The organism is Vibrio methylphosphonaticus (genome assembly GCF_023634655.1).
Lineage (GTDB): Bacteria > Pseudomonadota > Gammaproteobacteria > Enterobacterales > Vibrionaceae > Vibrio > Vibrio methylphosphonaticus.
Genome location: NZ_JAMKMS010000001.1, coordinates 477,472 through 498,239, shown reverse-complemented (window position 1 = coordinate 498,239; position 20,768 = coordinate 477,472). Strand labels below are relative to the sequence as shown.

Here is a 20,768-nt window from a genome sequence, read left to right as displayed (position 1 = left end):
ACTTTCCTTTTTGGTTATGGGCCTTAAAGTAGGCGTTTACGCTGACTTGAAGGGGCGATGCCTAACGACTCTCGATACTTTGCTATGGTCCGTCTAGCAACTTGGATGCCTTGGTCAGCTAGCTGAGCTGCGATTTTACTATCGCTCAATGGCTTGGCTGAATTTTCGCCAGCAACAAGCTTCTTGATAAGGGCTCGAATGGCGGTAGAGGAACACTCGCCACCATTGTCTGTCGATACATGGCTTGAAAAGAAATATTTCAGTTCAAAAATACCACGTGGTGTATGCATATATTTCTGTGTTGTTACCCTAGATATGGTTGATTCGTGCATATCAACCGCTAATGCTACGTCATTTAATACCATAGGTTTCATCGCTTCTTCTCCATACTCAAAGAAGTCGTGCTGATGTTCAACAATACATTTTGCGACTTTGAGCAGAGTCTCATTTCGACTCTCTAGGCTTTTGATTAACCACTTCGCTTCTTGCAGGTTTGAGCGAATATATTGGCTATCAGGGCTATTCCCTGTACCGAGCTGCGCGTATTGTTGGTTGACCTTTAATCTGGGCACACTGTCTGGGTTTATTTGTACGATCCACTTCCCACGGTCTTTAAAAACAGAGACGTCGGGAACCACATACTCAGTTTCATCTGGAGTGATTTTGCTACCAGGACGAGGGTCGAGTTGCTGAATAAGCTGTAGGACTTCTCTAAGCTCTGTCTCTTTTAGCTTAGCCTCTTTGATGACGAGTTTGTAATCACGATTGCCTAATTGGTCAATATGATGTGCCAAAATCAGTCTGGCTTCATGTAACCATGGGGTATCTTCAGGGAATGTTGCAAGTTGCAGTAAAAGGCAGTCTTGCAAATTCACTGACGCAACGCCTAGTGGGTCGAATTGCTGAATACGTTTACGTACTGCTTCTACTTCGTCAAGTTCAAGGCCGTCGATATCGACACTGTCGAGCAACTCTTCACACGATTGAGTGAGGTAGCCTTGGCTGTCAATGGCATCGATCACCGCGAGTGCAATCGCTCGGTCGGTGTCAGAAAATGGAGTCAGGTCGAGCTGCCAAATAAGGTAATCTTGCAGTGATTGAGTCGTTTCGCCTTGGTAGATCGGTAAGTCGTCATCCAAGCTAATCCCTGTGTTGCCTGTATTCGCGCTGTAAACATCGTCCCAAGTAGTGTCGATTTCTAAATCATTGGTTATTTCAGAAGACTCGATGAGCTCAGAGCTGTCTTTAGGTTCAGGCTCGTTTGTCGTCTCAAGACTGGCTTCCTCTTTCTTTTCTAGGTTCGTCTTTTCTTCACTAGCGTTGCTTTCTTCTACTGACTCTTCAACATCAAGTAGTGGGTTTGAGTCCAAGGCTTCTTGAATCTCTTGTTGAAGGTCGAGTGTAGACAACTGCAATAAGCGTATCGCTTGCTGCAGTTGTGGTGTCATTGCTAACTGTTGACCTAGCTTGAGTTGTAATGAGGGTTTCATGCAGTCTTGTTGGCCTATTAGTAAATGTTCTACCTGACTATTAAATCATAGTCGGAATTGTTCTCCGAGATAAACCTGTTTTACATGTTCATTATTGAGAACATCTTCCGGTGTCCCTTCAGCGATTAGGTGGCCTTGGCTAACGATGTAAGCTTTTTCACAAACATCCAGTGTTTCACGAACGTTATGGTCAGTGATTAACACGCCCAGGCCTCGGTCTCTTAAATGTTCTATGATCTTTTTTATATCAATCACTGATATGGGGTCAACCCCAGCAAAGGGTTCATCGAGCAAAATAAATTGTGGGTTGGCGGCTAGTGCTCGAGCAATTTCGACACGGCGGCGTTCACCACCCGACAATGCCATACCAGCACTTTTACGAATATGCTGGATGCTAAACTCTTCGAGCAAGTCTTCTAGGCGATCCTGTCGCTCTTCTTGCGTCAATTCGTTACGGGTCTCAAGTACCGCTAAAATGTTATTCTCAACGCTCAGTTTTCTGAAAATGGACGCTTCTTGCGGTAAATAGCCAATCCCCATTTTTGCGCGGCTGTGCATCGGTAAGATACTGATGTCTTCGCCATCGATAGTGATAGAACCTTCGTCTCGTGGTACTAGCCCAACGATCATGTAGAAAGACGTGGTCTTACCCGCACCGTTAGGTCCTAGTAAGCCGACAATCTGACCTGATTCTACGGAGAGACTCACATCAGAAACGACTTTTCGATTTTTATAGCTTTTTGCTAAGTGAGTTGCTTTAAGTAGCGCCATAATCGAAGTATTTACTCTTGAGCTTGTTGAGGTTGAAGGACGGTAGATACCCGTTCATTAGAGTTACCATCAGCAATGAGTTTTTGCGATGAAATTCTATAGCGAATGGTGGTGCCGCGAATAATACTGCCATCTTGCGACAGCATTGCTTGGTTTGTCATCGTTAATTGATCATCTTGCAGGGCGTAATGTAGTGTCTTTGCCTCGCCATACAAGGTCTTACCGTCGTCAGTTAATTGCGAGAACGTCGCTAAATTACCGAATCCTTCAATCACTTGAAGTGCGCCTGTTTTGGCTTCTCTGGTAACGATGATCTTGTCGGCATTAATATTTATGCTGCCTTGTTTTAGTTTTACATCGCCGACGAACGTGACTTGATTACTTTTCATATCAAGCTGTTGGCTGTCAGAGTCGATATACACGGGTTGTTCCGTATCCGTAGAGAGTGCGTATGCGGCTACTGGTAATATCAGGCAAAGCCCAATGCTAAGGTGTGAGAGTTTCATATTTACTATTCACTTTTTTATAAAGCTCTGCGAGGTTGTCTGCGAAGTTTCCTTTCATCGCATCCCCACGCGTTTCAAACTGTGGGCCTAACATAAGAACGTTAGTATCTGCCCAAAAATCACGATTGTCTAACTGAATGCTCATTTGGTCTGTTGATAAGGTATCGAAACCAGAGTCATCAAGCAAATTTCTAGCGATGACATCCTCATAGAGAGTTAACACATCTTGCTTGTCGAGAATGGCTCTTGCCGCTGAAATTTCCCACTCTTGAGTTGTACCCTGTACATAGATCTTTAATACAGGGCGCTCAAATACAGTCTCGCCTTTTTTAGAAAAATGCTCGAGATGGATGGAATTAATGCTGTAGCTTCGTACACCACTATCGGAATAAGAGATATTATGCAGATCTCTGCCGCTGAAGGCTGGTAGTTCAATATTTGGTGCAACTTGAATTACGTCAGTATCTTTTTTGGTATAGAGATAATACGCACAACCAAGCGATATGATGAATAAAAGGGTATAAATAGTACGAGATAGACTCATATACTCAAACCTTTATGAAGTTCCAGTTGTCCTTTCGATTCTAAAATAATATCGCAAACCTCTCGAACCGCGCCACGTCCACCCGGTATTGAGGTGACGTAGTCGGCTTTTCTTGCCAATAATGGGTGCCCATCCGCCACACAAACACTAAAGCCAATCTGTTCCATAACTGGCCAATCAATGAGATCATCCCCGATATAGGCGGTTTGGCTAGCCGCTATATTGAGCTTATTACAGATATCTTGATACGCAATGACTTTGTCATCTTGGCCCTGGTAAATCAAAGTAATACCTAAGGCTTTCATTCGATTTTCAACGATTCTTGATGTTCGGCCAGTAATAATAGCCACCTCAATACCCGCATTCATTAGTGCCTTGACGCCATATCCATCGCGAGTATGAAACGTTTTGAGTTCTTCACCATCGTTACCCATGTAAACAAGGCCATCAGAGAAGACCCCATCAACATCACAAATAAGTAACTGGACCTGTGCCGCTTGGTTAACAAGCGTGGTTGCTACTGGTCCATAAAGTGTTTCGGTCATTTGAGTCATTACATTACCCCTGCTTTTAGCAAGTCGTGCATGTTGAGTGCCCCTACCACCTGACTGTCTTCGAGTAAAATTAAGCCATTAATATTTTTAGATTGCATTAGGTTAAGCCCTTCTGCTGCCAGCATGTTTGGCTCGGCAGTGGTTGGATTGAGCGTCATAACCTCACCGATACTCGTCGTGTGAATATCAATGCGTTTATCTAAAATGCGTCGTAAGTCGCCATCAGTAAAAATGCCTAACAGTTCACGAGACTCATTAACCACAGCGGTCATACCCAACCCTTTTTCTGTGATTCTTAGCAGTGCATCTCGGACGAGAGTTTCAGGGCTAACAAACGGTAGCGCCTCTCCTGAGTGCATGATGTCACTTAACTTTAGCAGTAGTTTACGCCCTAGCGCGCCACCAGGGTGGGAGAGCGCAAAATCTTCTTCACTAAACCCCCTTGCTTCAAGTAAAGCAATGGCTAAAGCATCTCCCATCACTAGAGTGGCGGTGGAACTTGATGTGGGTGCTAAGCCGAGTGGGCATGCTTCTTTGGGCACAGTAATTTGTAAGTGATAATCGGAAAGCTTAGCCATCGTGGAGGTGGGTTTACCTGTCATGCTTACCGTGGTGATACCTAGGCGTTTGAATACAGGAAACAGGCTAATGATTTCATGTGATTCACCGGAATTAGATATCGCAATAACGAGGTCTTTCGCTTCAATCATACCCAAGTCACCGTGCGCCGCTTCACCTGGGTGCACGAAAAAAGCGGAGGTCCCTGTGCTAGCAAACGTTGCCGCCATCTTTTTGCCAATATGACCAGACTTGCCCATTCCCATAACGATCACTTTGCCCTGATGGTTCAAAATGCTATGACAAACGGCTTCAAAATGCTCATCAATGTAATGCTCAAGATGTTGTAGGGCTAAAATCTCAGTATCTAACACGCGCTTTGCGGAACCGATATAATCAAATGAAGACATGACGTGACTCCTAAGATGCCATATTGGCGATGAGGTAGATTTGATAAGCCAGGAAACAGGCAAATAGGATGAAGCCTTCTAGGCGATTGATGCTACGAGATTTTCCAAGTGCCATGACAACGAGCAACAATGACACGCCTAACATGACCCAAAAATCACGGCCCATTGCGTGTTCACTCAAAACAGATGGATTTAATACGCCAGGTATACCCATAACGGCGAGGATATTAAAGACATTGGAACCAATAATATTACCGACTGCCATATCATCTTCGCCTTTCAAAACGCCGGCCAAAGAAGCGGCGAGTTCAGGTAAGCTAGTACCAATAGCAATAATGGTTAAGCCGATAACAAGGTCACTCATACCGAAGAATTGCGCTATCGTTACAGCGCTATCAACGAGACGGCCAGCGGCAATAGGGAGGATAATTAGACCAATAATAACCCACATCGCGGCTTTGCCGTTGCTCACTCCTTCCGGGATCTCAGACTCTTGGTCATCAAGCATAACGTCTCCGCCACTGGCTTTTTCCGTTTTGCTGATGTGAAGCATAGCGATAATGAAAGCACCAAATAGCGCGAATAAGATGATGCCTTCGTAAAAACCTAAGTGGCTATCCCAAAGTAAGATACCGGCTATTAGTGTGACCGCGATCATCAGTGGAAGTTCACGTCTTAAAATGCCAGAAGAAATGGAAAGTGGCTTGATCATCGCGGTGATACCAAGGATCAGCGCTATGTTGGCGATGTTTGAGCCAAGAACGTTACCGACCGCCGTATCCGTTTTACCTTCTAGAGCCGCGGTTGCTGACACCATCATTTCTGGCGCAGAAGAGCCCATAGCAAGGATCGTCATACCAATAACTAGCGGTGATATACCAAAATTTCGCGCTAATGCTGCGGAACCATAAACGAGTTTGTCTGCACTCCATACTAGAAATACGAGACCGATAATAAGAAACACCACTGCTTCAAGCATGCTTTAGATCCATTCACTTTTATTAAGATATTTGGCGGGTAATTTTGACGGTTTAGCATCCAAAATGGAAGCTAATCAACAAATAAAATACACATTATGTTTCAGAACCATATACGCTAATAATAGTGGTGAATCCGAGAGCCGCATCAATGTTAGTCGCATTATCGGCCGGAAATGCGATGAATACTCAGACATGCGTGTCGCAGCATCGAGACTCGTCATCATTTTAGGGTTTTCATTGTGCGTTGCGATCATTATGATGTAAGGCTCTAAGGATTTGGCTTTGTAGATAAGGAACTCTATGTCAAACAATGACTTGGTTTCCGTGAAAGGGCTGTCATTCTCTCGAGGCGAGCGTGTTATCTTCGATGATATTGAACTGCGTGTGCCTAAAGGGAAGATCACGGCAATCATGGGGCCATCTGGAATTGGTAAAACGACGTTATTGCGTCTAATTGGCGGACAGTTGTACCCAGATCGTGGCGAAATCTGGTTTGAAGACGCCAATATTCCCTCATTATCTCGTAAACGTTTATACGAAGTACGAAAAAAAATGAGCATGCTGTTTCAGTCTGGAGCACTGTTTACTGATCTTACCGTCTTTGACAATGTTGCCTTTCCCCTTCGAGAACACACTCAATTATCAGAATCGCTGATACGAACACTTGTATTGTTAAAGCTTGAAGCCGTCGGTTTGCGAGGCGCAGCCCAGTTAATGCCAAGTGAGCTTTCTGGTGGCATGGCACGGCGAGCTGCACTGGCAAGAGCCATCGCGCTCGATCCTGAACTCATTATGTATGATGAGCCGTTTGTGGGGCAGGACCCGATTACAATGGGGGTGTTGGTTCAATTAATTCGCTCGTTAAACACAGCGCTTAATCTTACTTCTGTCGTAGTGTCACACGATGTCCCTGAGGTGATGTCCATTGCAGACTGGGTATATTTGCTTGCTGACGGAAAAATTGTAGCCAAAGGCTCTCCTGCGGAGCTTAGAAATAATCCAGACCCAAGAGTTCAGCAGTTTTTAGTCGGTGATGCTGATGGCCCAGTGCCGTTTCGCTATCCAGCCAAGTCACTAGAACAGGATCTTTTTTAATATGTTAGAGCTGGTACAAAAGCTTGGTCACCGTACTCTGATGTTTTGTCAGTCGTGGGGGCGTGCGACCTTTGTTTTGTTAGGGGTGCTGCTATCAAAGCCTCAACCTATAAAAAATTTCCCTTTGCTAATTAAGCAATTACACAATGTGGGTGTACAGTCTCTGGCCATTATCACCGTCTCGGGGTTGTTTATTGGCATGGTATTGAGTTTACAAGGCTATGTTGTGCTGGTGGATTATGGGGCGGAAGGAAGCCTTGGGCAAATGGTGTCTCTGTCACTGCTTAGGGAGTTAGGACCAGTTGTGACAGCATTGTTATTTGCAGGTCGCGCTGGTTCAGCATTAACGGCAGAAATCGGTTTGATGAAAGCGACAGAGCAATTATCGAGCATGGAAATGATGGCAGTGGATCCGCTAAAACGCGTTATAGCACCCCGTTTCTGGGCTGGTGTTATCTCGATGCCATTACTGGCGATGATCTTTATGTCTATTGGTATTTGGGGTGGGCAATTAGTTGGTGTGGATTGGAAAGGCATCGACCATGGAAGCTTTTGGTCGGCGATGCAGTCATCGGTAGAGTTGGGAAGAGACATTGGTAACAGTGCGTTGAAATGTATTGTATTTGCAATAACGGTGACTTGGATAGCGCTCTTTAATGGTTACGATGCGGTACCAACATCAGAAGGCATCAGTCAGGCGACAACAAGAACGGTCGTTCACTCGTCGCTGGCGGTATTAGGGTTGGATTTTTTACTCACCGCATTGATGTTTGGCAATTGAGAATAAAGGAATTATGAATGCAACAAACTAGAAAGCTAGAAATGTGGGTAGGTGGCTTTGTTCTCACAGGACTTTGCGCAATTTTGTTTATCATTTTTCAGGTTGCTGACGTGAAAGGGCTTGGTTCAACGGATACTTACACATTAGAGGCTCGATTTGACAACATTGGTAGCTTAAAAGCACGCTCTCCAGTCAAGGTTGGCGGGGTAGTCGTTGGGCGAGTTAGTAAGATACATCTTGATAAGGAAAGCTATTTACCTGTCGTTGAACTATCGATTAATGCGGACTATCAGTTTCCGGATACTTCCAGTGCACAGATACTCACCTCGGGGCTAATTGGCGAGCAATATGTCGGTCTCGTTCCAGGTTTTATATTTGATGACGAAGAATATTTAGTGGATGGCGGCAGAATAGAAGACACCAAGTCAGCTTTAGTGTTGGAAGATATGATAGGTCAAGTGCTGTACAGCATTGGAGGAAGTTCAGATGATTCGAACAAAGAGTAATACGATAATCAGAATTTGGGTGGCGCTGATGGTTGTGTTGGGCACGTTTAGTGTGTCGGCTCAAGATATTGATAAAAGTCAGCCTTACGAGATGATGCAAAAAGTAGCGGATCGTACTTTTGCGCGGCTGGCGAAAGAGCAGTCGTTAGTTCAAAACGACCCTAACTATCTAAAGGTGGTCGTTGAAGAAGAGTTAATGCCTTATGTTAACGATCGCTATGCAGCGTTAAAATTGTTAGGTCCGAATTTAAAAGGCGCGAAGCGTGAGGACGTATTAGAGTTTGCAAAAGCATTTCGCGAATACCTTGTTACCTCTTATGCGCAAGTGTTAACGCAATATACCGGACAAGAGATTCAATTTGGACCTAGGCCTAGTATTGACGATAAAACAACGATCACAGGCGTAAGAGTCACGATATTGGACTCGCCAAGACCTAATATTAATCTTGAGTTCAAACTAAGAAAAGATAAGAAAACAGGTGACTGGAAAGCGTTTGATATGATTGCAGAAGGTATAAGCCTGCTGTCAAGTAAGCAGTCAGAATGGAACAGTAAAATCCGTCAAGAGGGTATCCTCTCTGTGGCGAAAGAATTGGAGACATTGTCTCAGGCATCGATTCGATTTGAAGGGAAGTCAGGACAGTGAGTGCTGAATTCGACTTTAGTGACGGTATCAATTTATCCTTAATTGGTATCTTGACGCGAGACACTGTCCCTTCACTTTGGAAGCAGGTAGAGGCACTTGACTACCCTGAATCGGGTATTAATGTGTCTTTAAAAGAGGTAGAACGGATAGATTCTGCTGGTATGGTGATGCTAATTCACTTAATAGAGCATGCAAAAAATCGAAAGTGTCATATAATGCTCAGCTTCGTGCCCGACGAGCTGAAAATGTTGTTTCAGCTAAGTAATGTTGAATCGGTAATTGAGAAACACATTTAGGAGTATCTTGTGGATAGCACAAAAGTACAGGAACTATTGCAAAGCGAACTAAACCTAGAAGAAGTACATGTGAAAGGTGAAGGTAGCCACTACGAAGTGATCGCAGTAGATGCTCAATTCGCAGGCATGAGCCGAGTTAAAAAACAGCAGATGATCTATAAGCCTCTGATGGAATATATTCAGCGTAACGACATCCACGCCGTCTCGATCAAGGCGTTCACTCCAGAAGAGTGGGCTAGAGATAAAAAGTTGATGTCACTTTAAGGTTAAGTAATGGATAAGTTTCAAGTTATTGGATCCGACGCGCCACTTATTGGTGACGTGTTGATCTCTGGTGCCAAAAATGCGGCACTACCTATTTTATTTGCTTCTATTCTTGCTGAAGAACCAGTAGAAGTCGCGAATGTTCCACGTTTACGTGATATTGATACCACGATGAAATTACTGGGTCGTCTCGGCGCTAAAGTTCATCGTAATGGTTCCGTACATGTTGATGGCCGCCAAATTAATGAGTTTTGCGCACCGTATGACTTAGTGAAAACCATGCGAGCTTCTATTTGGGCGCTTGGTCCATTGGTTGCCCGATTTGGTAAAGGCCAAGTGTCTCTACCTGGCGGCTGTGCGATTGGTGCTAGACCCGTTGATTTGCATATCCACGGCCTTGAGCAACTTGGCGCAACCATTACTTTAGAAGATGGTTACGTAAAAGCGGAAGTCGATGGTCGTCTAAAAGGCGCTCATATTGTTATGGATAAAGTGAGTGTCGGGGCGACAATCACCGTCATGTGTGCTGCAACTTTAGCAGAAGGTAAGACGGTGCTTGATAATGCTGCTCGCGAGCCTGAAATTGTCGATACAGCCAACTTCTTGAATGCAATCGGAGCAAAAGTGTCAGGCGCAGGTACTGACACCATTACTATCGAAGGCGTGGAGCGTCTGACGGGTGGTAAACACAGCGTGGTTGCCGATCGTATTGAAACCGGGACATTTTTAGTTGCTGCTGCTGTCTCTGGCGGCAAAGTGACATGTCGCAACACCAGTGCGCATTTGTTAGAAGCCGTTATTGCTAAACTTGAAGAAGCGGGTGCAAAGGTTGAAAGTGGTGAAGACTGGATTTCGCTTGATATGACAGGGCGTGACCTAAAAGCCGTTTCTATTCGTACGGCGCCACACCCAGGGTTCCCAACTGACATGCAAGCTCAGTTTACGCTGCTAAATATCATGGCGAAAGGTGGTGGTGTCATCACTGAAACTATCTTTGAAAACCGCTTCATGCATGTACCTGAACTCATGAGAATGGGCGCGAAAGCGGACATCGAAGGCAACACTGTGATTTGTGGTGATGTTGACTCGTTGAGTGGTGCGCAAGTGATGGCTACGGATCTTCGAGCATCTGCGAGCTTGGTTATCGCGGGTTGTATCGCGAAAGGCGAAACGATCGTCGATCGTATTTATCATATCGATCGCGGTTATGACCGTATCGAAGATAAGCTATCGTTACTCGGTGCGAATATTACTCGTATCCCGGGTTCAGAATAGCGTTTAAGTAATAGCAATTAGCCGGAATCGAGAGGTTTCGGCTTTTTTTTGATATCTGTCGGAGCACAAAATGATCGCTTTTTTCCGCTGTATAGCGGTGGCTATTTTCGCTATCGTCATGTTTGTTTTTGGGTGCGGCTACTGTTTATTGAGCCCTAGAAACCCAAAGCATGTATTTAGATTTGGTCGCTACTTTGGTGCGATGTCTAAAGTTTTTGGTGTAAAACTCGAACTTAGATTACCAGAAGATGCCTATCAGCGTGGTCAGCATGTCTATATAGCTAACCACCAAAATAACTGGGATTTATTTACTGTCTCTGCCGCTGTGACACCGAATGTAGTGACGGTTGGGAAAAAGAGTTTAGCGTGGATGCCCTTTTTTGGTCAGCTGTACTATCTCACGGGTAATATCTTGATTGATCGAGCCAATCGCAGCAAGGCGAAGGGAACTATTGATCAAGTTGTCGATAGTATGAAAAAAAGCAATCTATCGGTTTGGATGTTTCCTGAAGGAACGCGTTCACGTGGTCGTGGGATGCTACCATTTAAAACGGGTGCATTTCATGCTGCAATAGGGGCGAAAGTGCCAATTATCCCTATCGTGTGTAGCAGCTCATCCCACCTCAAGCTGAACAAGTGGGATAATGGACATATCATTGTTGAAATGTTGCCACCTGTTTCTACCGAAGGATGCAGTAAGGATAATATTCGAGAACTTGCCAATCAGTGTCGAGAGCAGATGAAGCATAAGCTAGAGCAGCTTGATGCAGAAGTTATCGAGCTCAATAAAACGAAATAAAATAAAGGGTTGTGTGAACAACCCTTTTTAGTTTCTAGTATTTCAATGTCTTATTCATCGACAATGAAATAACACGATAGTGTGCTATTTACGAACCGCAATGGCTTCGATTTCAATCTTCACATCTTTTGGTAAACGTGCGACTTCTACACATGAGCGAGCAGGGTAGTTGGCAACTTGGTGCTCATCAAAGAATTTGCCGTAGACGTCATTGACGGTACCAAAGTCATTTAAATCCTTAACAAAAACTGTCATCTTGACGATATCACTAACCGTTAGACCTGATGATTCGACAACCGCTTTTACGTTGTCTAGAGATTGACGAGCTTGTTCAGAGATATCATCAGAAACGTCACCCGTGATTGGGTTGACAGGAATTTGACCTGAAGTAAGAACCATATTGCCAAGATCGACGCCTTGAACGTAAGGGCCAATCGCAGCAGGAGCTGATTCAGTATGAAGTACTTTAGTCATTGTTCATCTTCCATTGTGTTAGGGGAAATAATATAAAGGCTAGACTGCCAACTGGCTTCATAAAAATCAAGCTTACATTGAGTAGGCTTGATTAATAATGTCCGTGTGTTTAACGCTCAGTTAGTATCTCTCTGGCAAAGACTTTCTCGCAGTACTTACATTTTAGTCGAATGTCATCATGCTTTTCGAAGACTTGGAAGCTACTGTCTACAGGCTCATTATGAGTAATGCAGTTCGTATTTGGGCATTCGAAGATACCCGTAATATGCTCTGGCAGCGCCAGTGCTAATTTCTTACTGACTTCATAGTTTTCGATTTGATTAACCGTGGCATGAGGCGCATAAAGTGCTAATTTGTTGGCTTGCTCTTCACTAACAAAGACATTCTCAATTTTGAGTAAGTCTTTACTGCCTAACGCTGAAGAAGGAAGGTTTAAACCAATCGTTACACGTTGTTGAGATTGATCCATGGCAAACAGTTTTAAGACCTTGATACCAATGTTGGCAGGAATATGGTCGATGACGGTACCGTTCTTAATTGCTTCTACTTGTAGTTGAGTTTCTCTAGTCATGTTCTGTGCCTACCTTACAACGATTCATTTAACACAAGAGCTAAGAGCGCTTCACGCGCATAGACGCCGTTCTCTGCTTGCTGGAAATAGTAAGCGTAAGGCGTTTTATCAACGTCCACGGTGATTTCATCAACACGAGGAAGAGGGTGAAGTACTTTTAGGTTGTCGCGTGCTTGCTTCAAAGTGTCCGCGGATAAAATATAGGCTGATTTGATGTGCGCATATTCTGATTCATCAAAGCGCTCTTTCTGTACCCGAGTCATGTAAAGCACATCTAGTTCAGGCACAACTTCTTCAATCTCTTGGTGAACACTAAACTGGATACCTGATTCTTCAAGCTCTTCACAGATATAGTCAGGCATGGCAAGTGCCTCTGGCGCGATGAAATAAAAACGAACATTATTAAATTTCGCGAGTGCTTGAGTTAACGAGTGAACGGTTCGACCATATTTTAAATCACCGACGAATGCGACATTGATGTCATCAAGTCGACCCTGAGTTTCATAAATGCTATAGAGGTCTAAAAGCGTTTGTGTCGGGTGTTGATTGGCACCATCACCAGCATTAATGACAGGTGTGCCATTTGAAAACTCAGATGCAAGACGAGCCGCTCCTTCTTGTGGGTGACGCATGACAAAGGCATCCACGTATGAAGAGATAACTTGAACGGAATCAGAAAGTGTTTCGCCTTTTTTTGCGAGTGATGTGTTGCCGCCACTATCAAAACCAATCACATCCCCGCCAATTCGCTGGATAGCGGTTTCGAACGACAAGCGCGTGCGGGTTGAAGGTTCAAAGAAGCAGCTGGCAATGACTTTATTTTTAATCAGCTCAGGTTGTGGATTTGACTTAAGTTGTCCAGCTGTTTCCACGATGAGCTCGAGCTCTTCACGAGACAGCTCAGGAATTGAGATAATGTGCTTTTGGTACAGCGTATTCGCCATGTTTATCTTCCCTATAGTTAAAACTAAACCAGAGTTAGCAGCCATAAAAAAGCCCCCCATAGTGGGAGGCTTAGTATTCAATAGGAAATAATAATGGTGCGCGATAAGTAAATAACTTATCGAGAGTTACCATTGCGTTGACGTTTACACATTTAGTAAAGCGAAGCAATGTACTAAAACTCGGTTGCGCCATGTCCTATCCCCCTGACAAATTGCGGAGAATTATACTCTTAACGACTGTGAGCGCAAGCGATTACATCAAAGGTTTAACCGTTATATTGTGACTTTTTATCCATTGCCTAGTGTTGCAACCATCACCGCTTTTATGGTGTGCATTCGATTCTCTGCTTCGTCAAAAACGATAGAATGTTCGGATTCAAATACTTCGTCACTGACCTCTAAGCCATTTAGACCATATTTTTCTGCAATTTCTTTGCCTATGGTCGTTTGGTCATCATGAAATGCCGGTAAGCAATGCATAAATTTCACATCAGGGTTACCCGTAGATTCGAGCATAGCCATATTGACCTGATAAGGTTTCATTTGTGCAATTCGCTCCTCCCACGCTGAAGCGGGCTCGCCCATTGACACCCACACATCGGTATAGAGGAAATCACAGTCTTTAACACCTTGTACGACGCTTTCAGTTAACGTGATTGTCGCACCTGTTTTTTCTGCGATAGCTTGGCACTCTTCGACTAAAAGCGGTTCAGGCCAGAAGGATTTTGGAGCCACTAAGCGAATATCCATCCCCATCTTTGCCGCGCCCACCATTAGAGAATTGCCCATGTTATTGCGAGCATCACCCAGATAGGCAAAGGTCATTTGGTGTAATTGCTTTCCTTTGCCATGCTCAAGCATAGTTAGGAAATCGGCTAAAATCTGTGTGGGGTGAAATTCATCAGTCAAGCCATTCCAAACAGGGACCCCAGCGTGTGCTCCAAGCTCTTCAACTATAGCTTGCCCAAAGCCTCTATATTCGATGCCGTCATACATTCGACCTAGTACTCGAGCGGTGTCTTTCATCGATTCTTTATGGCCAATTTGAGAGCCCGAAGGCCCGAGATAAGAGACTTGGGCACCTTGGTCAAATGCTGCTACTTCAAATGCACATCGGGTACGGGTAGAGGCTTTTTCAAAGATTAAGGCAATGTTTTTTCCGAGCAATTTCTTTTGTTCTGTGCCTGCGTATTTTGCTGACTTTAAAGAAATAGAAAGGTCGAGAAGGAATTGAATTTCTTTAGGCGTAAAATCTAGAAGCTTTAAGAAGTTTCTATTACGTAAGTTATAAGCCATGTGCCGTACCTAGTGAGTGTGGGTTAGCTTATTTATACATATAAATGCTTTTGAAGTGAATATTTATTTCTCGATTAAATAAAAAAAAAGCGCCTGTATGGCGCTTTTTCTCTATGGTAATTAAATGCCATCACGTTCTATTGGACAGCTCATGCAGCGTGCGCCTCCACGCCCGCGCCCTAATTCATTCCCCGGGATTGTGAGAACTTCTATGCCTGCTTTGTCATATTTTTCATTAGTATAGACATTCCTTTCATAACCGATGACGACACCAGGTTTCACGGTAAGCACGTTGTTTGCGTCGTTCCATTGCTCACGCTCGGCTTCATAGTTGTCACCGCCTGTTGTAATGATATTCAACTTATCGACATCTAACGCACTTTCTAACGCAGTTAAATAGTTAGGCAGTTTCTCAACATGCATCTTTCCTTCTGGAGCAGCCGTGAGTCGCCATGTATCAAGCTTGTCGCTGATAATCTCGGGATAGACAGAGAAGGTATCCACATCCATATGTGTCATGACAGTATCCAGGTGCATGCAAGAGCGATGTTTAGGAAGATCTAAAGCAATCACTTGGCTAGCTTGACCCGTTTTAAAAAGATTCGCCGCTAAGTTTTCGACACCTTGTGGCGTTGTGCGTTCAGAGATACCAACAAGTACAGCGCCATTACCAATGACAAGCACATCGCCGCCTTCAATATTAGCATTGTCATAGTGTAGGTCTTCATCACCAAAATATTTGATGAAGTCTTGGCCGGCGAACGTCGGGTGCCAGCGATAGATGGCACGTAAATGATTCGTTTCGCGTTGACGAGCTGGTTTCATCATTGGGTTTAATGAGACCCCCCCATAAACCCAGCATGACGTATCTCGAGTAAATAGATGATTGGGTAGCGGCTCGATAACGAAATCGAGTGGGCGGCTCATCTTTTGCAAAATTGACGTGGTTTTAATCGGAAGCTCAGAGTAAGCAAGGCCGCCAAGTAAAATTGATGCAAGGTGTTCATTGTCCATTTCCGCTAGGTAAACTTTGAGTTCACCAGCAAAGATAGGGCCGTAACGATAATCAGAGATTTGAGTCTCAAGCAACCAAGACTTTGCTTCTGGTACTGCGAGGGTGTCGACGAGGAGATCGTGGAGCAACAGGACTTCGACTTCTTGGCTACGCAACGTGTCAGCAAATGCATCGTGTTCAACCCCTGCCGCTTCAACCGCCAGCACATCATCAAACAACAGTTCATGGCAATTAGATGGTGTGAGGTGAGTAAGTGCTCTTTCTGGGCGATTTAGCAATACTCGGCGCAATTGGCCAACTTCGGACCCTACGTACAACGTGCTCATTGTGATTCCTTTCAATATTGAATGCGCTATTTATGACAAGCTTGTTATCAAGATGCAAGTGTGAAAACAGCGATTAGTTGCTGCTAATTGACCAATACACAGCAACAAATCGCTAATCTTAGAATAAAAAGCAGATAAATTTTCTGAATTAGTTGGTGATGCAAGTGTGACATTAATGCTTGGATATTCAGCAAAGTTAACGGGCGAAGCGTTACTAATCATCGGGTATCTGTGCATAAATACACAAGATGGCATTGTTTTTCTGTTGTTCAGTGATTAAAACCACAATGGTCACATTTAGGTAAGGCGAGATGATATGCAAAATGAATTCATAAGTTTTCTTTGGTCCTTTTGGCAGATCAATGGCTGGTTATGAGATAAATAGCGATGGACCATGATGTAACGGTGAAATGTTAATTTTTTGTATCTGTGATCTTGATCGATCTATAAAAATCAACACAAGTGAAAATTTGTTGCGAAAGATCCCGCTTCGATCTTTCGATTTATAGCGACATACCGTATTATTCGTCCGATAACCTAATTTAGCTGGAGCACTTTTATGTCTCAACAAGATGAGTATCTAACCGTTGAAGAATTGATCGAAATTCAAAAGGAAGAAACTCGCGATATCATTCAAGCATTAATTGAAGATGGTAGTGATCCAGACTCTCTTTATGAGATTGAGCATCATTTCTTTGCTGAAGATTTTGAGCGTTTAGAAAAAGCAGTGGTCGAGGCATTCAAACTGGGCTTTGAGGTCCTTGAAGCTGAAGAAACAGAAGACGAAGATGGCAATAAGCTGCTTTGTTGTGATGCAACGATGGAATCAGCGTTAAACGCTGAGCAAATTGATGCTCAGGTTGAAAAGCTTGTGAACCTCGCTGAAAAGTACGACATCATCTATGATGGCTGGGGTACGTACTATGAAGGCGAAGACGCCTTGTATACCGAAGAAGATGATGCTGACGAAGAGTAAGTATTATTGATTGAAAGGCCAGCACTGCTGGCCTTTTTTGTCTCTTGTTTATGCTTTTAACAACGGTATCTTTCTAGCAACAATTTGACTATACTGCGCAAAATACGGCGTAGGTCTGATTATTATAATGAAAGTAAACATTTCAGGTTATTGGCAGCTTTCCCCGCTGACTGATCTTTCTATTCCTCAAGGGGATCTGCAGTTCCCCGGTGCTCTTAGTCAAATTCTCCCAGAAACGTTGTCTGAAGCGACAATAGCTGAGCAAGAGTGGCATCTGATGCATGATGTTGAGCTGACTGAGCACGAATTGTCCCATCCAGCCGTCGATCTCGTTTTTTCCGGTATTGATTACTTTGCGGAAGTAAGAGTTAACGGTGTTGCTGTTATGGATTGTGACGGCAGTGAAGTGACCTACCGTAAAGAAGTGCGACCACACCTTCAACTTGGGCGTAATCGAATAGAAGTATTATTTCTTGAGTACGATGACGAGGATTTGCTCGTTGATGAAGAGGCGATAACGCCGCAATGTTCATTAGGAGTCAAACCGCCTGAAAATGATCCAAGAATGGGCATTTGGCATTTGCCTTACTTGCAATTTATTCCACACGTCCGTTTAGAATACGTGGCGATGGAGCAAATTTGGCATCATGGCGGAGGTTGTGAGTTTAAGGTGGATCTTTACTACAAAACGTATCGTTCGGGGTTGTTATCGGCGTCGGTTAAATTTAATGGCATGACGTACTCATTACCCATTGACGTGAGAAAGCAGCAAGTTTCTGCGTTGTTCCAAGTGGAAGCACCTCGCTATACCGACCCTAAACAGCCTAATAGAGAGGATGTGTATCCTTTGCATGTTGAACTCGATGGACAGGAGCAGACGTTGGACGTCGTCTTGAATCGCTCTCTTTGTGCGACGCATTGCCCACTTTAATTTGTTCAAAACGGATGAAGTTTAATGTCAAAAAAGCGACCGTATGGTCGCTTTTTTCATATGCGTAGGGAATGTTTATGACGAGAGCTACAGCATATGCTTGAGACGATAGAGAGCTTCAAGTGCTTGGCGCGGCGTGAGGTCATCGGGATCGATTCCCGCTAACGCCTCTTCGATTTCACTTGGTTCAGGGATTAGGCTAAGTTGGTTTGCCACATCTACTTGAGAAGAGGAAGGGGCAGGTTTTTGTGCGAGTTGCTCTAGCTGGCTAAGTTTTTGACGTGCATTTTTGATGACGGCTTTTGGCACACCTGCCAGTCCAGCAACAGCCAGCCCATAAGATTTGCTTGCTGCCCCTTCTTGAACGGCGTGCATAAAGGCAATGGAATCGCCATGTTCAACCGCATCCAAATGCACGTTAGCAAGGTGTGGTAATTGGTTTGGCAACTCAGTGAGTTCAAAATAATGAGTGGCGAATAGGGTCATAGCGCCAATTTTGGAAGCCAACCACTCGGCGCTTGCCCAAGCAAGCGATAGTCCATCGTAGGTACTAGTACCGCGTCCAATCTCGTCCATTAAGACCAAACTATTTGGGGTCGCATTGTGTAAAATATTCGCCGTTTCTGTCATTTCAACCATAAAGGTTGAGCGACCCGAAGCTAAGTCATCAGAAGCGCCTATACGAGTAAAGATACGATCAATCGAACCAATTTCGGCACTTTCTGCGGGGACATAGGAGCCAATGTGAGCGAGTAGGGCGATCAACGCCGTTTGACGCATATAGGTGGATTTACCTCCCATATTAGGTCCGGTGATGATCAGCATTTGTCGTTGAGCATTAAGCGAAATAGGGTTAGCAATAAACGGGTCGTTCATCACTTGTTCAACCACAGGGTGACGACCTGCTTGAATACTTAACCCTACTTTGTCGCTGATGGTTGGGCGGCAGTAATCTAGGCTTTCTGCTCGTTCTGCTAAATTCTGTAATACATCCAGTTGAGACAGTGCTGATGCCAAGTTTTGGAATTGCTCAAGCTGCGGAAGTAGGAGATCAAAGAGCGACTCCCAGAGCTGCTTTTCAATCGCAAGCGCCTTAGATTTCGAGCTTAACACTTTGTCTTCGTGTTCTTTAAGCTCTGGAATAATGTAGCGTTCGGCATTTTTTAGTGTTTGGCGGCGAACATAATGTGCGGGTACAAGATGGCTTTGACCTCGACTCACCTGAATAAAAAAGCCATGGACGTTGTTATAGCCGACTTTCAAGGTATCGATACCGTGGCGCTCACGCTCATCGAGTTCCAGTTTGTCTAAGTAAGCCGTCGCGCCATTGGCCAGCTCACGCCATTCATCAAGTTCGGCGTGATAGCCATCAGCAATGACGCCTCCATCGCGAATCACAACGGGAGGGTTTTCTTTAATGGCACACTCTAATAACTCGCAAGCCTCGTTCATCGGCGCGGCAAACTGGGCAAGTTGTTGCAAATACGGGTGTGACACGGACTCTAAGCTGAGAGCTAGCTCAGGCAACTGTTGCATTGCACTACGTAGCCGAGCCATGTCTCTGGGTCTAGCAGAACGTAGGGCAAGGCGCGCTAATATACGTTCGATATCGCCAATCTGTTTTAGGACGGGAGCAAGCTCAGAGAATAGCGTGTCTTCTTTTAACTCTGTGATAGCATCGAGACGATAGTTTAGTGTTTTTTGACAACGCATTGGCTGATGAATCCAGCGCTTAAGCATCCGACTACCCATAGCCGTTGCAGTATGGTCAAGCACCTCTGCAAGAGTATTGTCGTAACCGCCTGATAGATTTTGTGTGAGCTCAAGATTGCGTCTCGTCGCCGCATCCAAGATGACGGACTGATCTTGACTGACAAGTGTTAATGCGCGGATATGAGGCAATGCCGTTCGCTGTGTATCTTTGACATACTGGATCAAACAACCAGCAGCCGACAGCCCAAGCAGACATTGTTCTACACCAAAACCCACGAGATCTTTGGTGCCAAATTGTTGATTGAGTTGCTGTCTTGCCGTTTCTATTTCGAATTCCCAGATTGGTCGACGGCGGTTACCGTTGCGGCCCGCCATAATCTCAACCGGCTCAAAATCTTCTGGAAAGAGTAATTCTTTAGGCGCTGTTCTTTGCAGTTCTGCAAGCATCGCTTCTTCGGTTTCTGGCTCACAGAGCTGGAATCGTCCAGAGGTGATGTCTAAAGTCGCATAGCCAAATTTACCGTTGTGGTGGTAAATAGCGGCAATGAGATTGTCGAGTCGCTCAGATAATAATGCTTCATCAGTCACCGTACCTGGCGTGACGATTCTCACCACTCGGCGTTCGACCGGACCTTTGCTTGTCGCGGGATCGCCAACTTGCTCACAGATAGCGACAGATTCACCTAACTGTACTAACTTTGCGAGATAACCTTCTACGGCATGAAATGGAACGCCTGCCATTGGAATCGGCTCGCCAGCAGAGGCGCCGCGTTTGGTTAGAGAAATATCGAGTAGGTGCGAGGCTTTTTTTGCGTCGTCATAAAATAACTCGTAGAAATCTCCCATACGATAAAAAAGCAATATCTCTGGATTTTCAGCTTTTAGCTTCAGGTATTGCTGCATCATTGGCGTGTGTTTTTGTTCCGATTTCACTGTGACATCTTTGCTGCTGGTTTTGAGTGTTGTTAGGATACGTGAAACCGCACTTAGCGGAAAGGGACATTGTTGGTAACTGTACGACTGGAATGTTTTAACAACATTGAAGGA

General features: G+C 44.5%; 23 protein-coding genes. 10 read left to right on the top strand and 13 right to left on the bottom strand.

What is annotated here, in order from left to right; genetic code table 11:
* Positions 1-23: 23 nt before the first annotated feature.
* Genes M9196_RS02190 through M9196_RS02160 form a run of 7 tightly spaced genes read right to left on the bottom strand, consistent with a single transcriptional unit; the run spans position 24 to position 5,812 of the window.
* Positions 24-1,490, bottom strand: a complete 1,467-nt coding sequence (locus tag M9196_RS02190; RefSeq protein ID WP_250615883.1) for an RNA polymerase factor sigma-54 — start codon at positions 1,488-1,490, stop codon at positions 24-26.
* A gap of 45 nt (positions 1,491-1,535) precedes the next feature.
* Complete coding sequence (gene lptB, locus M9196_RS02185) at positions 1,536-2,261, bottom strand: LPS export ABC transporter ATP-binding protein (RefSeq protein ID WP_250615882.1); 726 nt, start codon at positions 2,259-2,261, stop codon at positions 1,536-1,538.
* Positions 2,262-2,272: 11 nt separating this feature from the next.
* Positions 2,273-2,767, bottom strand: coding sequence for a lipopolysaccharide transport periplasmic protein LptA (lptA, locus tag M9196_RS02180; protein WP_250615881.1), 495 nt, complete (start codon positions 2,765-2,767; stop codon positions 2,273-2,275).
* Positions 2,748-3,311, bottom strand: a complete 564-nt coding sequence (lptC, locus tag M9196_RS02175; protein WP_250615880.1) for an LPS export ABC transporter periplasmic protein LptC — start codon at positions 3,309-3,311, stop codon at positions 2,748-2,750. Before lptC ends, lptA begins: the two co-directional genes overlap by 20 nt.
* A complete protein-coding gene (gene kdsC / locus M9196_RS02170) occupies positions 3,308-3,865 on the bottom strand; it encodes a 3-deoxy-manno-octulosonate-8-phosphatase KdsC (protein ID WP_250615879.1) in 558 nt (185 codons plus the stop codon). The genes lptC and kdsC overlap by 4 nt, the downstream gene beginning before the upstream one ends.
* Positions 3,865-4,833, bottom strand: a complete 969-nt coding sequence (locus M9196_RS02165; protein ID WP_250615878.1) for a KpsF/GutQ family sugar-phosphate isomerase — start codon at positions 4,831-4,833, stop codon at positions 3,865-3,867. The genes kdsC and M9196_RS02165 overlap by 1 nt, the downstream gene beginning before the upstream one ends.
* Before the next feature lie 10 nt (positions 4,834-4,843).
* Positions 4,844-5,812 (bottom strand): calcium/sodium antiporter, encoded by a 969-nt coding sequence (locus M9196_RS02160; protein ID WP_250615877.1) that lies wholly within the window; start codon positions 5,810-5,812, stop codon positions 4,844-4,846.
* 301 nt (positions 5,813-6,113) lie between these two features.
* On the opposite strand from M9196_RS02160, the gene mlaF reads away from it, so the two are divergent.
* From mlaF to M9196_RS02120, 8 genes are all read left to right on the top strand, one after another.
* Positions 6,114-6,908 (top strand): phospholipid ABC transporter ATP-binding protein MlaF, encoded by a 795-nt coding sequence (mlaF, locus tag M9196_RS02155; RefSeq protein WP_250615876.1) that lies wholly within the window; start codon positions 6,114-6,116, stop codon positions 6,906-6,908.
* A 1-nt stretch (position 6,909) separates the two neighbouring features.
* Positions 6,910-7,689 (top strand): lipid asymmetry maintenance ABC transporter permease subunit MlaE, encoded by a 780-nt coding sequence (gene mlaE, locus M9196_RS02150; RefSeq protein WP_250615875.1) that lies wholly within the window; start codon positions 6,910-6,912, stop codon positions 7,687-7,689.
* Between the two features lie 17 nt (positions 7,690-7,706).
* Complete coding sequence (gene mlaD, locus M9196_RS02145; RefSeq protein WP_250615874.1) at positions 7,707-8,195, top strand: outer membrane lipid asymmetry maintenance protein MlaD; 489 nt, start codon at positions 7,707-7,709, stop codon at positions 8,193-8,195.
* Positions 8,176-8,841 carry an ABC transporter substrate-binding protein gene (locus tag M9196_RS02140; RefSeq protein WP_406707604.1) on the top strand — a complete coding sequence of 222 codons (666 nt, stop codon included), beginning with the start codon at positions 8,176-8,178 and terminating at the stop codon, positions 8,839-8,841. Before mlaD ends, M9196_RS02140 begins: the two co-directional genes overlap by 20 nt.
* Positions 8,838-9,137 carry an STAS domain-containing protein gene (locus tag M9196_RS02135; protein ID WP_250615873.1) on the top strand — a complete coding sequence of 100 codons (300 nt, stop codon included), beginning with the start codon at positions 8,838-8,840 and terminating at the stop codon, positions 9,135-9,137. Before M9196_RS02140 ends, M9196_RS02135 begins: the two co-directional genes overlap by 4 nt.
* A 9-nt stretch (positions 9,138-9,146) precedes the next feature.
* Positions 9,147-9,401, top strand: coding sequence for a BolA family iron metabolism protein IbaG (gene ibaG / locus M9196_RS02130; protein WP_250615872.1), 255 nt, complete (start codon positions 9,147-9,149; stop codon positions 9,399-9,401).
* A 9-nt stretch (positions 9,402-9,410) separates the two neighbouring features.
* Positions 9,411-10,676 carry a UDP-N-acetylglucosamine 1-carboxyvinyltransferase gene (gene murA / locus M9196_RS02125; RefSeq protein ID WP_250615871.1) on the top strand — a complete coding sequence of 422 codons (1,266 nt, stop codon included), beginning with the start codon at positions 9,411-9,413 and terminating at the stop codon, positions 10,674-10,676.
* Between the two features lie 70 nt (positions 10,677-10,746).
* Entirely contained in the window at positions 10,747-11,475 is a 729-nt protein-coding gene (locus tag M9196_RS02120) for a 1-acylglycerol-3-phosphate O-acyltransferase (protein ID WP_250615870.1), read from the top strand.
* 84 nt (positions 11,476-11,559) lie between these two features.
* Here M9196_RS02120 and M9196_RS02115 read toward each other — a convergent pair whose 3' ends face one another.
* The 5 genes from M9196_RS02115 to arcA all read right to left on the bottom strand — a co-directional run bounded on the left by M9196_RS02115 (position 11,560) and on the right by arcA (position 16,101).
* A complete protein-coding gene (locus M9196_RS02115) occupies positions 11,560-11,949 on the bottom strand; it encodes a RidA family protein (protein ID WP_250615869.1) in 390 nt (129 codons plus the stop codon).
* A gap of 109 nt (positions 11,950-12,058) precedes the next feature.
* Entirely contained in the window at positions 12,059-12,520 is a 462-nt protein-coding gene (pyrI, locus tag M9196_RS02110; RefSeq protein WP_250615868.1) for an aspartate carbamoyltransferase regulatory subunit, read from the bottom strand.
* Between the two features lie 14 nt (positions 12,521-12,534).
* Positions 12,535-13,464, bottom strand: coding sequence for an aspartate carbamoyltransferase (gene pyrB, locus M9196_RS02105; protein WP_250615867.1), 930 nt, complete (start codon positions 13,462-13,464; stop codon positions 12,535-12,537).
* A gap of 288 nt (positions 13,465-13,752) precedes the next feature.
* Positions 13,753-14,760: an ornithine carbamoyltransferase gene (gene argF / locus M9196_RS02100; RefSeq protein ID WP_250615866.1), complete on the bottom strand. Its 1,008-nt coding sequence runs from the start codon at positions 14,758-14,760 to the stop codon at positions 13,753-13,755.
* Positions 14,761-14,880: 120 nt separating this feature from the next.
* On the bottom strand, positions 14,881-16,101 hold the full coding sequence (gene arcA, locus M9196_RS02095; protein ID WP_250615865.1) for an arginine deiminase: 1,221 nt from the start codon (positions 16,099-16,101) through the stop codon (positions 14,881-14,883).
* Positions 16,102-16,660: 559 nt separating this feature from the next.
* Between arcA and rraB the strand changes: the two genes are divergently transcribed.
* Positions 16,661-17,077 (top strand): ribonuclease E inhibitor RraB, encoded by a 417-nt coding sequence (gene rraB / locus M9196_RS02090; RefSeq protein ID WP_250615864.1) that lies wholly within the window; start codon positions 16,661-16,663, stop codon positions 17,075-17,077.
* 127 nt (positions 17,078-17,204) lie between these two features.
* A complete protein-coding gene (locus M9196_RS02085; protein WP_250615863.1) occupies positions 17,205-18,008 on the top strand; it encodes a glycosyl hydrolase 2 galactose-binding domain-containing protein in 804 nt (267 codons plus the stop codon).
* A gap of 87 nt (positions 18,009-18,095) precedes the next feature.
* On the opposite strand, the gene mutS is transcribed toward M9196_RS02085, so the two are convergent.
* A complete protein-coding gene (mutS, locus tag M9196_RS02080; RefSeq protein ID WP_250615862.1) occupies positions 18,096-20,654 on the bottom strand; it encodes a DNA mismatch repair protein MutS in 2,559 nt (852 codons plus the stop codon).
* Positions 20,655-20,768: the final 114 nt, after the last annotated feature.

What these genes read in the sequence shown, in the direction of transcription:
- M9196_RS02190 (WP_250615883.1), bottom strand. Translation starts at nt 1,490, where the DNA reads ATGAAACCCTCATTACAACTCAAGCTAGGTCAACAGTTAGCAATGACA.
- lptB (WP_250615882.1), bottom strand. Translation starts at nt 2,261, where the DNA reads ATGGCGCTACTTAAAGCAACTCACTTAGCAAAAAGCTATAAAAATCGA.
- lptA (WP_250615881.1), bottom strand. Translation starts at nt 2,767, where the DNA reads ATGAAACTCTCACACCTTAGCATTGGGCTTTGCCTGATATTACCAGTA.
- lptC (WP_250615880.1), bottom strand. Translation starts at nt 3,311, where the DNA reads ATGAGTCTATCTCGTACTATTTATACCCTTTTATTCATCATATCGCTT.
- kdsC (WP_250615879.1), bottom strand. Translation starts at nt 3,865, where the DNA reads ATGACTCAAATGACCGAAACACTTTATGGACCAGTAGCAACCACGCTT.
- M9196_RS02165 (WP_250615878.1), bottom strand. Translation starts at nt 4,833, where the DNA reads ATGTCTTCATTTGATTATATCGGTTCCGCAAAGCGCGTGTTAGATACT.
- M9196_RS02160 (WP_250615877.1), bottom strand. Translation starts at nt 5,812, where the DNA reads ATGCTTGAAGCAGTGGTGTTTCTTATTATCGGTCTCGTATTTCTAGTA.
- mlaF (WP_250615876.1), top strand. Translation starts at nt 6,114, where the DNA reads ATGTCAAACAATGACTTGGTTTCCGTGAAAGGGCTGTCATTCTCTCGA.
- mlaE (WP_250615875.1), top strand. Translation starts at nt 6,910, where the DNA reads ATGTTAGAGCTGGTACAAAAGCTTGGTCACCGTACTCTGATGTTTTGT.
- mlaD (WP_250615874.1), top strand. Translation starts at nt 7,707, where the DNA reads ATGCAACAAACTAGAAAGCTAGAAATGTGGGTAGGTGGCTTTGTTCTC.
- M9196_RS02140 (WP_406707604.1), top strand. Translation starts at nt 8,176, where the DNA reads ATGATTCGAACAAAGAGTAATACGATAATCAGAATTTGGGTGGCGCTG.
- murA (WP_250615871.1), top strand. Translation starts at nt 9,411, where the DNA reads ATGGATAAGTTTCAAGTTATTGGATCCGACGCGCCACTTATTGGTGAC.
- M9196_RS02120 (WP_250615870.1), top strand. Translation starts at nt 10,747, where the DNA reads ATGATCGCTTTTTTCCGCTGTATAGCGGTGGCTATTTTCGCTATCGTC.
- M9196_RS02115 (WP_250615869.1), bottom strand. Translation starts at nt 11,949, where the DNA reads ATGACTAAAGTACTTCATACTGAATCAGCTCCTGCTGCGATTGGCCCT.
- pyrI (WP_250615868.1), bottom strand. Translation starts at nt 12,520, where the DNA reads ATGACTAGAGAAACTCAACTACAAGTAGAAGCAATTAAGAACGGTACC.
- pyrB (WP_250615867.1), bottom strand. Translation starts at nt 13,464, where the DNA reads ATGGCGAATACGCTGTACCAAAAGCACATTATCTCAATTCCTGAGCTG.
- argF (WP_250615866.1), bottom strand. Translation starts at nt 14,760, where the DNA reads ATGGCTTATAACTTACGTAATAGAAACTTCTTAAAGCTTCTAGATTTT.
- arcA (WP_250615865.1), bottom strand. Translation starts at nt 16,101, where the DNA reads ATGAGCACGTTGTACGTAGGGTCCGAAGTTGGCCAATTGCGCCGAGTA.
- rraB (WP_250615864.1), top strand. Translation starts at nt 16,661, where the DNA reads ATGTCTCAACAAGATGAGTATCTAACCGTTGAAGAATTGATCGAAATT.
- M9196_RS02085 (WP_250615863.1), top strand. Translation starts at nt 17,205, where the DNA reads ATGAAAGTAAACATTTCAGGTTATTGGCAGCTTTCCCCGCTGACTGAT.